The 13152-nt window shown below is 57.2% G+C and carries 10 protein-coding genes; 7 read left to right on the plus strand and 3 right to left on the minus strand.

The annotated features are described in order from the left end of the window. The 3 genes from MK745_RS07910 to MK745_RS07920 are packed head-to-tail and all read left to right on the plus strand — an operon-like array spanning position 1 to position 3517. The gene (locus tag MK745_RS07910) at positions 1-1575 is read left to right on the plus strand and encodes a GMC oxidoreductase (RefSeq protein WP_243612747.1); all 1575 of its coding nucleotides are present in this window, start codon (positions 1-3) and stop codon (positions 1573-1575) included. A 9-nt stretch (positions 1576-1584) separates the two neighbouring features. Then, positions 1585-2658 carry a glycosyltransferase gene (locus MK745_RS07915; protein WP_243612748.1) on the plus strand — a complete coding sequence of 358 codons (1074 nt, stop codon included), beginning with the start codon at positions 1585-1587 and terminating at the stop codon, positions 2656-2658. A 7-nt stretch (positions 2659-2665) separates the two neighbouring features. Further along, entirely contained in the window at positions 2666-3517 is an 852-nt protein-coding gene (locus tag MK745_RS07920) for a glycosyltransferase family 2 protein (protein WP_243612749.1), read from the plus strand. Here the strand turns inward: MK745_RS07920 and MK745_RS07925 are convergent. Together MK745_RS07925 and MK745_RS07930 are read right to left on the minus strand one after the other, a co-directional pair. Then, a complete protein-coding gene (locus MK745_RS07925) occupies positions 3480-4487 on the minus strand; it encodes a glycosyltransferase family 2 protein (RefSeq protein ID WP_243612750.1) in 1008 nt (335 codons plus the stop codon). The genes MK745_RS07920 and MK745_RS07925 overlap by 38 nt on opposite strands. Before the next feature lie 21 nt (positions 4488-4508). After that, positions 4509-5993, minus strand: a complete 1485-nt coding sequence (locus tag MK745_RS07930) for an NAD(P)/FAD-dependent oxidoreductase (RefSeq protein ID WP_243612751.1) — start codon at positions 5991-5993, stop codon at positions 4509-4511. 187 nt (positions 5994-6180) lie between these two features. Here MK745_RS07930 and MK745_RS07935 point away from each other — a divergent pair, with 187 nt between their 5' ends. Further along, positions 6181-7152 carry a UDP-glucuronic acid decarboxylase family protein gene (locus tag MK745_RS07935; RefSeq protein WP_243612752.1) on the plus strand — a complete coding sequence of 324 codons (972 nt, stop codon included), beginning with the start codon at positions 6181-6183 and terminating at the stop codon, positions 7150-7152. A gap of 41 nt (positions 7153-7193) precedes the next feature. On the opposite strand, the gene MK745_RS07940 is transcribed toward MK745_RS07935, so the two are convergent. Further along, positions 7194-8285 (minus strand): hypothetical protein, encoded by a 1092-nt coding sequence (locus tag MK745_RS07940; RefSeq protein WP_243612753.1) that lies wholly within the window; start codon positions 8283-8285, stop codon positions 7194-7196. A gap of 323 nt (positions 8286-8608) precedes the next feature. Here MK745_RS07940 and nusG point away from each other — a divergent pair, with 323 nt between their 5' ends. From nusG to MK745_RS07955, 3 genes are all read left to right on the plus strand, one after another. Beyond that, positions 8609-9121 (plus strand): transcription termination/antitermination protein NusG, encoded by a 513-nt coding sequence (nusG, locus tag MK745_RS07945; RefSeq protein ID WP_243612754.1) that lies wholly within the window; start codon positions 8609-8611, stop codon positions 9119-9121. Positions 9122-9209: 88 nt separating this feature from the next. Beyond that, positions 9210-10640, plus strand: a complete 1431-nt coding sequence (locus MK745_RS07950) for a hypothetical protein (protein WP_243612755.1) — start codon at positions 9210-9212, stop codon at positions 10638-10640. Further along, complete coding sequence (locus MK745_RS07955; protein WP_243612756.1) at positions 10633-13029, plus strand: acylphosphatase; 2397 nt, start codon at positions 10633-10635, stop codon at positions 13027-13029. The genes MK745_RS07950 and MK745_RS07955 overlap by 8 nt, the downstream gene beginning before the upstream one ends. The last annotated feature ends 123 nt before the right edge of the window (positions 13030-13152 follow it).

Raw genomic sequence — 13152 nt, forward strand, 5'->3', positions numbered from 1 at the left:
GTGTTTCGCGACGCAAGTAGTGTCGAACCGGGCGCGGTACTGGACGCTCAGGTGGCGATTGTCGGAGCCGGCCCGGCGGGGATTGCGCTTAGTCTTGCGCTCGCGAAATCAGGTGTGTCGGTTCTTCTTGTCGAGAGTGGCGGGGAGCGTCCGACAGAAGAGAGCGACCTCCTGAACCAAGGCACATCGACGGTCGCGGGATATCCGTTTATCGCCTCTCGGGCGCGGGCCCTCGGAGGGTCTACGACGCGTTGGTATGGGGCGTGTGTTGAACTCGATCCGACGGACTTCCAAGCCCGTGATTGGGTGCCATTCAGTGGCTGGCCCATCTCAATCGAACATCTTAATGGCTACATGGCAGAGGCGCGTCGGTTCTTCGGCCTATCAGACACCACGCCAGATCACTTACAATTTGAAACAGAGGCGCAGTTTGGACCCGATCTTCAGGTCCGGGCCGTCTGTCATAGCGATCCTCTCGACATTGGGAAAGCCTATCAATCGGCCTTGCAAGGTTCCAAGAACATCCTTTGCCTAATGCAAGCGACTGTCTGCAAGATCTTACAGAATGAGGCGGGGCAGGTGGATCACCTCGACGTGCGCAGGCCCGATGGGGAGCGCTTTCAAGTGCGCGCCACACGCTTTGTCCTTGCAACCGGGGGGCTCGAGATCCCACGGCTGCTTCTTGCGTCGCGTGATCGCGATGAAAGAGGGGTCGGCAATGAACATGATGTGGTGGGCCGCTACCATATGGAACACCCGATCCGTTCGGTCGGTGTTCTGCCAATCAAGAAGCAATCGGCGGCAGCACGGTTCCTGTCAGACCGCCATCACGTCCACGACAGGGCGGTCGAGATTAAGCTTGGCCTCTCAGCGGCAAAGCGAGAGCGCCTGAAACTTCTTGACCTCCACGCACGGTTCTACCGCCTGCATCCCCTTGAAACCGATCCCGCCGTTGCGGCGGCCAAGAGAGTGCTTCCTGCCCTGCGCGGCAAAGAGAGCGTAGGAGAGTTGCGCCGTTATATGAAGACGCATGGCTTTGGCTCGGCCGCAAAACTTATGCGCTATGGGCTTTGGCATTTCGACAACAAGGTGCGCGCAGGGGCCGCGTTTGATCATTTGCGCCTTTTGGCATTTCTCGAGCAAGAGCCGGACCCGGAAAACAGGATTGTCCTATCGACCCGAAAAGATCGCTTTGGCACGCCTTTGCCGCATCTTGTCTACCGTGAGAGCGCCCATTTTTGCGACAGTGTGGAACGCTCTCTTGAGGCGATAGCGCAATTGCTCGAGGAGGCCGGGTTCGGGCGGCTCCGGACCGATCGAACCACGTTGGACGCGCTGCGCCACTATGAGAGCTACGGATTTCACCCAATGGGTGCGACGCGGATGTCAGAGACCCCTAATATGGGCGTGACAGACGCCAACTTGCGCATTCATGGAGTGCCCAATCTTTTTGCGGTTGGGAGCTCTGTTTTTCCAACGGGTGGCGCGGCGAATCCGACGCTGACCGTGGTGCTATTGGCGTTGCGTTTGGCAGACCACTTAACTAGGCTCATTGAAGCGAGATCCGTTCGATAGCAGCAGGCGATGGGACGGTTCGTTTGGCTATTGCGCGTTGGGAGTAAGATGTCGTCTCACCCGGACATTTCGATCTTCATGATCACCGACGACAGCTATGCGAAATGCGCGCGCACGATCTCTTACCTGAAGCAACAGACCATTGTGGACCGGATTGAAATGGTCATTGTGGGGCCGTCTCTTGAGGAGATGCAGCCGGACTTTGACGACCTCCAGGACTTCCACAGCTACAAGATCGTTGAGATGGGAGAGTTTCCTTGGGTCGGCGTGGCTGCGGCGCGAGGCTTCAAGGAGGCCTCGGCAGAGTACGTGATCTACGCCGAAGAGCACGATTTTCCACCCGACGACTGGGCAGAGGTCGTGCTCAAGGCATTCGAGAGCGGGGGATATGACGCTGTCGGCTGGGGGATGCTTCCGGCCAATCCCGGGCTTGTCGCCTGGGCCCATATCTATGGCCAGTTTGGTGATGCGGTTGCGCCGCTCGAGTCAGGGCCTGCAGAGCGGCTTGGGCCACATCACGGTGCGTACCGGCGCGAGACCCTATTGGAATATGGCGAGGATTTGCCTTATGCGTTCGGCAATGAGGGGGTTCTTTATCCGGATCTCATCCGGCGGGGAAAGACGCTTTACCTGACCGGTGAGACGGTGACGGAGCACACGCAGATTTCCAACTTCTCTGACTATGCGCGCCTCGAGTTTATTGGCATGCGCATTTATGCCGCATCACGAATGCGCGTAGAGAAATGGCCGATTTGGAAGCGGGCACTCTATATCGCGGGCAGCCCCCTAATCCCTTTCCTGCGCCTATGGCGCAGCTTGGGCCATATTCGACGCACCAAACGCAGCAGGGAGCTTCTGCCGCAGGCCGCATTCGTCATCCTTGCCGTGAACGTCGCTGGCGCACTCGGAGAAGCGATCGGCTATGCGATTGGCGCAGATGATCAAGGACGGGCAGAACGCATGCAGATCGAGCTTGATCGCTATTCCTTCGTGAATGAGCAGGATCGGGCCGGGCGAGCGCGCTTTGCCAGCGGCAAGACCGTACAAGAGACTGACGCAACACCCCCTCAACAAGGCAGCTAAGACACCTATGTCTGTTTCAATCATTATCCCGAGTTTCAATCGTCCCGATCGCTTGAGAGGGTGTCTCGAAGCGTTATCGCGTCTCGATGGCGGGCCATATGAAACCATCGTGGTTGATGATGGCAGCCCAGAGCCGCTGGCCCCGATCTGTGCGGAGTTTGGAGATACCGTACAGTGTCTTCGACAGGAAAACGCAGGTCCGGCAAAGGCGCGCAATGCCGGAGCCGCGGCGGCGACAGGGGATTTCCTCGTCTTTACAGACGATGATTGCCGCCCAGAGCCGGGCTGGGTCACGGCGTTGCTTGCGGCGCAAGGTGGCGCGGAGGATGCGCTTATCGGGGGATATGTGGTCAATCTTCTTGAGGACAACATCTATGCGACAGCGAGCCAGACGCTCTGTGATTTCCTCTATGATTACTTCGAGGCGAGCGAAGGGAATACGCCCTTCTTCACCTCAAACAACATCGGCTGCGCGCGGAGCGGATTTCTCAAACTGGGCGGGTTTGACGAGACTTTTCCGCTTGCCGCGGCTGAAGATCGGGATTTCGGCATGCGCTGGCGCGAAGAAGGCGGGCGTCTGGTTTATGCCCCGGATGCAGTTGTCGGCCACGCACATGAATTGAGCTTTCGCCGCTTCATGCGTCAGCATTCCAACTATGGAAAGGGTGCGCGACATTTGCATAAAGTTCTCGACTCGCGCGAAGCCGAAGCGGTCAAATTCGAAGGGCTTAAATTCTATGTGAGGCTGCTCAGCTACCCTTGGACCGGAGACAGGCAGATGCGGTTGCAGCAGACCTTTCTCATGTTCCTGTCACAGGTGGCTATGGTCGGGGGCTACATGAGGTCTCGGCTCGGCTAGCGTGTCGGCGCCGCCGCTTTGAAAGGCGCACTTCTGCCACCCCGAGAAGTGCGGCGATATAGTGGACCGCATGAAACCCGATAGAGGCCAACGCGAGTGCCGGGCCGCCCTTGGACCACAGCAGGCGAAAGAACCGCTGGTTGATCGCGACGAATGCGATGAGCAGGGCTGCGAAAAGCAAGGGCGCTGCGCTCACGAAGGCCGACATCACCAAGCTTACCAACATTAGAAGCACCAGAAGCGCGTTGACCCGGTTCTTCAATGAGGTGTTGAGCCGCCCCATGCCGATACGTCCGTCTGCGAGGAGGCGCGCCCATGGCACGGCGCGGCCTTTCCAATCGGTCATAAACATGGAGAGGAGTGTCCACCCCTTGAGATGTGTGCCTTGAATTTCGGGGGCAAGGTCAATGCGCCCCCCTGCAGCGCCGATCCTCAGACCGAATTCCACGTCTTCCAGATAGCGTAACTTGGGGTCAAACCCGCCCAACTTGGTGAACATGGACCGAGTGACAGCTCCAAGGCCGGTCCAGAAAGTCTCGGCATTGCCTGCACTGATCTGGTGGGTGTGATGGTGTAGGAGATTACGGTAGCGGCTTACAAGGTGTGGGCCGGACGGCGCGTCATCATAGGAGCCAAACAGCGCATCTGGCGCGGCCTCTTGCGCGAACGCAGCAAGGATTTTCGCGCGCGTTCCCCGGCAGACCGCCACATCAGAATCCACGAAGAGGATGATCTCGGATTGCGTCGCTGCGGCCCCAGTGTTGCGGGCCACGCCGGGACCGCCTTGGCGCTCTCTACGGATCACGGCGACACCGCGTTCCTTGGCCAATGCACCAGTTTGGTCAGTGGATGCATCATCGACGACGGTGATGCTTTCCGGGGCAAATCCATCCGCGAGAAGGGCATCAATGCAGCGGCCAAGATGATTGGCTGCATCATAAGCAGGAATAATGACGCAGAGATCTCTCACGAAGGCGCTCCGTACATACAACTATTCGGCAGCGATATCGCGCTGCGCGTCCTTCTCAACTTCGAAATCCTCGTGGTAGGAGCGCTCTGTATTGACCTCCCAGACATCATGCCTTGCCCCCATGATATTGCGCGCGGCATACATCGCAGAAAGCATAGAATGGTCTTGGTTGTTGTAGCGATGCAGGCCTGCGCGCCCCACAGTCTGAAAGTTCTCGAGCGTCTTCAGCCATGCAGAAATGATCTCAAGCGCCTCGCGGTAATCGCTATCATACACGGGATAGGCCTTCAGCTGACGCACGATGGCGAAGTCGGTCACGGTCTCGGCTTTGGCCAGTCCGAGCTCCTCGAGCTCTTTCGCCGCAAGATCGCGCAGAGCGGTCTCGTCCATTTCCCAAAGTGCGTCGCCTTGGTTGCAGAAATACTCCATGCCAATCGAAGATGTGTTCGGGTCTGCGAGCATATCAGGAGACCATGCCCGGAAATTCTGAATGCGTGCGACATTCACGTCAGGGCTATGGATGTAAATCCAGTTGTCCGGAAAAGGATCCGGATGATCGAGACAAAGCGTTACGATGAGGAAGTCTCGATAGCGCAGCTTCTCGGCCGCGGCGACCACGTCAGGAGGCGGGGGCGGATCGAAAGCAAAGATCAAGTCCCGGAGCGGCATGCTGTTGATGAAATCATCGCCTTCAATCGCTGAGGTTTCAACGGCCTTGCCGTCCTCGCTCCACGTTCGGGTCTCGACAGATGTCACGCGGGTGTCAGACCGCTTGATGCGGGTGACTTCTCGGCGCATCTGCACTTCGCCGCCAGCCGCGCGCACGCGATCTCGCACAAATTCCCACATCATACCGGGGCCGAGGCGGGGATACTGGAAGCGCTCGATCAAGGTCTTGGTGTCGTTCGCCCCGGAAATCGCATTCCAGACAGCCTTGGGCAAGGAGAGATTCTGAATGCGTTGTGCGGCCCAATCCGAGCGGATTTCGCTCGGGTCGACACCCCAAACCTTGCGCGTGTAGCTTTGGAAGAAATGCATATAGAGGCGTCGACCGAAGCGGTTCGTCACCCATTGTTCGAACGTGTCTTCCTGCTTGGAGGGGCGCACTCTCCAGCGGATGTAGGACAAGAGGATGCGCACCGCCTCGACAAGACCGATATTCCGCAAGGCATTGAAGAGTTTCAGGGGATAAGAAAAGAACTTGTCCCGGTAAAAAATCCGGCTCAGGCGATCGACCTCGATAAAATCGTCCTGCATCACCTCGTGCCACATCGCCTCGACCTCTGGCACCTTGGTGAAGAAGCGATGGCCACCGATATCAAAGCGATTGCCGTTTTTTTGCTCGGTGCGGGAAATACCGCCAACCATATCGGAAGCTTCCAGGACGACCGGGATCGTCGGAGCGCCGATTTTCTGCAACTCATAGGCAGCAGTTAGCCCGGCAGGACCTGCGCCGATGATGATCGTACGCGACGCCGGCCTGTCTCCGGTGAACGGCTCATTCATAAGGTTTCGATCCCCTTCATTGCTCGAACACTAATCGCAGCATCCGGGCCTTGTCCACAGCCAAGGACCGCAGATTTTTCGAATGTGTGACAGGAGGTTGAAGCAGGGCTGTATCCCCTGCATAGTCCTGAGAAGAAACACCAATCGGGATGGGCAATCCCGATTTGACGGGATGGGGTGGGGGCGCATGGCAAGACTTTACGACAGCCGAAAAAGGGTAATGGTCACTGGTGGAGCGGGCTTTATCGGTTCGCACTTGATCGACCGGTTGATCCAGGAAGGGCATGAAGTCCTGTGTGTCGATAACCTCTTTACCGGAACCAAGCGCAATATCGACCATTTGCATGGCAATCCGCGCTTCGAATTCCTACGCCACGACGTGACATTCCCGCTCTATGTCGAGGTGGATGAGATCTATAACCTCGCGTGCCCGGCGTCACCGATCCACTATCAATATGATCCGGTTCAAACGACCAAGACCTCTGTGCATGGGGCAATCAACATGCTTGGTCTCGCGAAACGGCTGAGCTGTCCGATCTTTCAAGCCTCGACTTCGGAGGTCTACGGCGACCCACATCAGCACCCGCAAACCGAAAGCTATTGGGGCAACGTGAATCCGATCGGGCCGCGATCCTGCTATGATGAGGGCAAGCGTTGTGCCGAGACCTTGTTCTTTGACTACCAGCGCCAGCATGGTCTCGAGATCCGAGTGGCGCGTATTTTCAACACTTACGGGCCCAGGATGCATCACGCTGATGGGCGCGTCGTGTCGAATTTCATTGTTCAGGCGTTGCGGGGCGAGCCGATTACACTCTATGGCGATGGCAGCCAGACGCGCGCTTTCTGCTATGTGGACGACCTCGTTGAAGGCATGATCGCAATGATGCAGGCGGGACAAGAGGCGAGCGGACCAATCAACCTTGGCAATCCGGTGGAGTTCAGTATTGCGGAGCTTGCCGAACAGGTGGTTGCCCTTGTGGGGTCTCGGTCGGAGATCGTCTACAAGCCCTTGCCACAGGACGATCCAACCCAACGCTGTCCCGATATCTCACGGGCGCAATCGCTCCTAAACTGGCAACCGGTCACCACGTTGGAGACCGGCCTTCACAGTACGGTCGGGTATTTTCAAACATTGCTTCAAGAACTTGAAAGCGCCTAGCGAGGCAGCATCGCAATACCCCAAAGGCATTCGATGCGCAGCTAAAACAGGTCCGCGATCAGTTCGATCGGCATGCCCCAGTCCAGCCCAAAGACATGTTTAGGCGCCCAAACTATGCCGAGCACGAGGAGCAGGAGCGACGATGCCGTAGGGATGGTCTTCGTCTGTCGGATGCGTCCACGCAGAAGCATTAGGGCAAACAATAGTAAGATCGGGGTCACGTGCATGACCGTTTGCCGGCCCCAATCGAGACCGACGGAGTAGAGCGGCAGGATCGGGAGGACCGATAGGATGATCGGCCAGAGCATTGTGCGTGTGCCGTTTGTACGGCCAAGTAGGTAGAGCAGCGGCAATAGAAGGCCGGGGTAGATGATGAGGTGCCACGCGCCATAGCCTCTGCCGTAGGCGCGTTCTGCGACATAGTCGACGGCTGATCCGGCATTGTCCGCTGTGACTCGGATCGCATCTTTGCAGAAGCTTTCGTTCAGACCACGGTCCAGCAATGGCTGACACACGTCCATCGCAGAAGCGATCCCAGAGAACCGAATGGGATACCATGTGTGGAAGGCGGCCCACGGTAGAAGGAGCGCAGCCGTGACGATCCATTGCGGGTTGGCGCGGCCCAAGACGATCCACGCCATGAATAAGAACATCGGCGTCATCATCGCATTCGCGATATGGCCGCTCACACCGAAGGCAAAGAGCAGGCTTGCAAAAGCGACAACCCAACGGTCCCGGCTTGGGGTGCCGGTCGAGAACAGCAACAGCGCCATCGCGGCGTAGGTGATCATCTCTTTGCGCGCTGTACCATGGGGATCGGCGGCCCAGAACAGGAGACAGAACCCGGGAGAAAGCAACAGAAGTGCTGTGAGGCCGGGGAATGGCGATGCCCAAAGGGCACGCAGAACACCGAGTGTAATTGCGGTCGCAAGACTACACTGTAGGAGAATTGCGACGCTTAGCGGTGAGACATGCAGCGTATCAGAGATGCGCAGTAGTGCCGAACCAAACAGGCCGCGTCGCACATGCACATTTTCGGCGTTGATCAGCCAATCCGCCGTATTCCAAGAATGTCCACCCATCAGGTAGTGCCCCCGAAAAATCATCAGGATTGTCACAAGGGAAACGATCATGACGAACGCCACGAAAGCGCGGATGTAGCGCTCCGAGCGATCAGGCCCATACCAAGTTTGCGTTGATTCGAAGGGATTTCTCATTGTGTCAGTAAGGCTTGAACCGACGGAGGAGACAAGGCTTGAGCCGCTGGCGAGGCGCGCTTTGGATTTCGGTGGCTTCACCGTGGTGTCATTCGTTAGGTGTTAAGTTCAGCGCAAGCATCTCGCGCAGGCTTGGTCGCCTTGTTCATGGAACCTTCATACGCCTTCCGGGAGAGTTCGCTTGCAATCGTTCGTCTTTGAGCGATATGTCTGCGCCTAGGTTGTTGTAGGGTTTTAGTATGAAAGTTCGCGAGTGTGGCAAGAGTTGGTTTCTGGCGCAGATCAAGCCGAACTGCGCAAGAGTAGCCGAGAAGAACCTCGCACAGCAGGGGTTTGCAACGTTTCTTCCGATGCAGGAACAGACCCGCCAGACCGCGAGTAGGTTCATAACCACCCTGCGACCACTGTTCCCGGGCTATATCTTTGTGCGTTTCGATGCTGCGAAGGGCCTGTGGCGTAAGGTGAATTCGACCTATGGGATTACACGGCTGGTCAGCCTTCGCGGAACGCCGACTGCGGTGCCTGATGAAGTGGTTTCGGAACTCATGGAGCGGTGCGACGATCAGGGAAAGCTCGTCCCGATCGCGGATTTCGCGCCAGGTGACCGCGTTTCCGTCAACAAGGGGCCTTTTGCCGATTTTGTCGCAGAGGTCGAGACTGTTTGCCCGGATCAACGCGTCTGGCTGTTGATGGAGATCATGGGCGGACAGACGCGCGTTGCCGTCGATGCAAATCAGCTTCGAGCTGGCTGAGAAAAACAGCGCAGTATTCAGATTTCGCTTGGAAATTTCGCTGAAATGTCTTTGCATTGCGAGACATGAGAGAGACTGAATTTGCATAATGGTAAATACGCTCAACGCTTTGACGCATTGCGCCTCGAACGGGCTTGATTTCGGGCGCATTTTTCGCAGCCAGTTCGTTCTTTCCGAGCGCAACGATATTGAAATTCCCGAATGGCAGACAAAACAGATCGGCGCGTGGCGTTTTCAGCATTGTCCTGATCTCCCAGTCAGCGAGCTTTGCGCGGCAGATGGCACAAATGTCGGCTATGTCGCTGGTATTGCGGTTGATCCGCAAGGGCAGGTGGTTGATCGCCCGCAGATCCTCCAGAGCAGTCCCGATGATGTGGCTTTCTGGGACGATGTGGAACGATATGTGATTGGCCTTGCGGGGCGCTATGTGGTTCTCGCACTGCATGGCCCGACACCGCGACTATTCACCGATCCCGTTGCGGACTATGGCGTTGTCTATGATCCGGAGAGCCGTCTTATCGCGTCTTCTCTGACGCTGGCGCTGCAACGACCGATACATCCTAATCCGATCTTTCCATGGGCCGAGATCAGGGAAGCCAAGAAGCAGTATTCCCTTGGCCATACGCGCGATTTCTATGTGAAGCGTCTTCTTGGAAATCACTATCTCGGACTACATGATTTTCGCGCGCGTCGCTTCTGGCCACGTGAAGATAGCGATCTCGAAACCCGCCCTATGGAGCAGACAGACGCGATTGTAGACGCAATTCATGCCCGACTCTCCCAGAACATCCGTGCGCTGCTTACGATCGGGAATTGCATTTTGCCGCTCTCGGGCGGCCGGGACTCTCGCTGTCTTCTAGGGGCGGCGATGGAAGATATCCACAAAGCGCAGTTCATTTTTTCATGGCGATTTCACAAACAATCCGGGCTTGATACGGAAACCGCGGCAAGGATTTGTGCGCGGCTAGGTCTTGAACATAGGGAGTTCAAATTCCAGAAGGCGAGTTTTGAAGATCGACAGCGGTTCTTTCTCGCCAATGGCTATGCGACGTTTGGGCCCGAAGTTAAGACGCTGGCGATCCATGAGCAAATACCGGAGAACCTCACCATTCTGCGCGGGAATATCATGGGGATCTTGCGGGCGACCAACTGGGCGCGACAGCGTGAAGGGGAGCTTAACATTGACCATGGCGTCAAGCGGCTTCGCATCTACGGGGCCGGCGTGACCGATCGCCCGTTCCAGCTCTGGCATCATGCCTTCTTGGAATGGCACGAGACCCTTCCGCCACAAGGCAAGAACAAGGTGCATGACCTTGCATGGCTCGACATCACACTGCCGCATACGCAAGGGGCGCGTTGGCATGGGTTTCCACAGCATTTCTATATGAACCCATTCTGCGATCGGCAGTTGTTGGCGCTTTCTATGCAGCTTCCGCTCGAATTGCGTCGCAATGATGAAGCCTACAAGGCCTTGCTGGATCGTACCATTCCAGACCTGAAGGATATTCCCTTTGTCTGACCGACCCACTGAGGCAGGGCAGGAGACCCATCATTTCCTCGTCTATGGCAGGGTGCAAAAGGTCGGATATCGCAATTGGGCCATGAGCCGGGCTCAGGAAATCGGGCTTACGGGGTGGGTGCGCAACCGGCCCGATGGGCGGGTCGAGATCATGGCCAGCGGCACGGCACGGCAATGCACCACGTTCGGGACCTTGCTCGCCAGGGGGCCAAAACACGCAGACGTGCGCCGCGTTGATGCCCGCCGCGCCAAGCCGAAAATTTTTCAGGCGTTCAGCCGAAAGGCAACCGGACCAAAGACATCTGAAGAGATCAGCGATATCATATCGACACTCGATCCAGAATATCTCGCAGCGTGCCAGAAGGCCTATGATGGCTTGCCTCCGGACAGCCGGCGCATGAACCGGTTTCCAAAGAAGCAAGGAAACTGGCGATTTGGTCAGATCGACAAGGCCGCGGAAACATGCGGTTTGAATTTGGTGCACTTGGGCCCCAATGCGCCGCCAAGCCTACTATGTCGTGCGGGAGACCGGTCCTTTGGATTGGATGTCACGCGGCCGTCTTGGGTGTTGCCGCTGACCGAAGAACTAAGCAATAACAAGTTCTTGACCAAGGTTCTTCTCGACGGCCTTAACGTCCCGGTTCCCACCGGAGAGATTTGCCGCACCAAAGAAGAGGCCCTTGCCGCCTTTGAGCGGATAGACGGCGCGGCTGTTGTCAAACCAGTCTTCGGAACAGAGGCAAAAGGCGTCACGCTTAACATCAATAGCGAACAAGCTTGTGAGCGCGCGTTTGCCCACGCACAAGCGGAGGGGACGAAGGATCTCGTGCTGGTCGAGGACTATGTGCGCGGGGTTGATCTACGGCTCTTGTTGCTCGGGACCACGCTCATCGCGGCATATCTGCGCCTGCCTGCGCATGTGGTGGGCGACGGGACACAAAGCATTTCCGAGCTGGTGGACGAGAAGAACGCCGCGCGCCAATCCTTGCCGTCGACACAGGAGAGCCAACTCCTCAAGCTTGGTCTTCGGCAGCGGCGTCTCTTGTCTCTACAAGGCTGCGCGCCAGAGGATCGCCCCGCGCCGGATCAGATCGTGCTTCTTGGTGTCTCTCCGAATTACATTGAGGGGGCGGACCTGCTTCCGATTACGGATCAAATTCATCCGGACGTGGTCGCGCTTGCACGGCGCGCCGCGGAAGCAATTGATCCGAAGGGGTTCTGGGGTGTGGATATCCTCACCGAAGACTTCACAAAGCCACAGCATGAGGCGAAATCCGTACTATGCGAGGTCAATAGCCGTCCTGTCGGGGGCGTGTTCCGTTACGCCACGCATGGGACGCATGTGCATTTCTTCGAAGAGGCATTCAAGACTGTCATGGCCACGCCAAATGTCTTTCTCCCCGGTGAGGCCAAGCCGCCACTCGAGGTTCGCAGGGCACCCAAACCAAACATCGAGGACCGGTTTGAGCAGCAGGTGGCAAACGTCGTCACCAAGATGCGCCCTGATGTTTTTCCGCTGACCCGGGATATCCTTGTTGAGCGCGAAGAAAAGGCCACATCGTTCTACCTCTTGAATCCGAACTCGAGCTTTGCGCGTGGTGCGCTTGCACCTTGGCGTTGGTTGGCGCTGCGCGAAGAGCTTGCTCGAGAAGGCGTTCCTGTGGCCCGAATTCTGGATGCGCAGGACGCTAAACCTTTGGCGAGGAACACCGAGACACCTCTTGGGCGCGCATTCCTGACAATGGCACGCAGCAAGATGCGCACTCACTGGGTTGAGGATGCGGAACGTCTTGCAAGTCTTGAACGGGACAATCCGGGCTGGCAGATCAGTTTGGAGACCTTTGAAACACCAAGCAGTCTTGAGGTCGCGATATTGGGTGGGCAGGCGTCCGCAGCAGTTAGGATCGACCACGAGCCGCACTATGCGACCGGAAAAGACTCAACCGAAGACCTCCTAGCGCAAGCCATCCTACAGAAACGCGGAGACATCCCGCTCAAACCACGAGAGTTTCGCCGACAGTTGCGAGATGGCCAAACCATCGCGCCAAAGGATACCCCGCTTGTCCAGCCACAGGCGATTGCGCGGATGGCTGGCACAATTCAGGTCCATGAAGTGATCCCCAGCGATTTGCGCGGGATTTGCGAGAAACTAATGAAGCACTTGCCGGGTTTCGCAATTGGGACGGCGGTCTTCCGACTTGGTCGCGACGCCCAATGGGCGCTCTCTGAGCTGCGCGCCGGCATTGATACGAGGCCGTTCCTCCGGCCAGACAGCGGCGGCGCCTTGGATCTTGCGCGATTGCAGGCGGGATATGCATTGGCCAACCCTGTACGCTACGATGTGGCCTTGTCTCTCGATCTCCTGCAACAAGCGTCCGGATCGGCCTAGTTCTTGTGAAATCCGCGTCGAAACTGCGTCAAATCTGCGCCACGCCTAGACCGTTTCAAGGGCTGCTTCATTTCTGTGCATTCCATGAAAGCAAAATGGCTATGCGCATTTGTAACGTGCGGT

Source organism: Shimia aestuarii (genome assembly GCF_022814865.1).
Lineage (GTDB): Bacteria > Pseudomonadota > Alphaproteobacteria > Rhodobacterales > Rhodobacteraceae > Shimia > Shimia aestuarii_A.

What these genes read in the sequence shown, in the direction of transcription:
- MK745_RS07915 (WP_243612748.1), top strand. Translation starts at nt 1,585, where the DNA reads ATGGGACGGTTCGTTTGGCTATTGCGCGTTGGGAGTAAGATGTCGTCT.
- MK745_RS07920 (WP_243612749.1), top strand. Translation starts at nt 2,666, where the DNA reads ATGTCTGTTTCAATCATTATCCCGAGTTTCAATCGTCCCGATCGCTTG.
- MK745_RS07930 (WP_243612751.1), bottom strand. Translation starts at nt 5,993, where the DNA reads ATGAATGAGCCGTTCACCGGAGACAGGCCGGCGTCGCGTACGATCATC.
- MK745_RS07935 (WP_243612752.1), top strand. Translation starts at nt 6,181, where the DNA reads ATGGCAAGACTTTACGACAGCCGAAAAAGGGTAATGGTCACTGGTGGA.
- MK745_RS07940 (WP_243612753.1), bottom strand. Translation starts at nt 8,285, where the DNA reads ATGATCGTTTCCCTTGTGACAATCCTGATGATTTTTCGGGGGCACTAC.
- nusG (WP_243612754.1), top strand. Translation starts at nt 8,609, where the DNA reads ATGAAAGTTCGCGAGTGTGGCAAGAGTTGGTTTCTGGCGCAGATCAAG.
- MK745_RS07950 (WP_243612755.1), top strand. Translation starts at nt 9,210, where the DNA reads ATGGTAAATACGCTCAACGCTTTGACGCATTGCGCCTCGAACGGGCTT.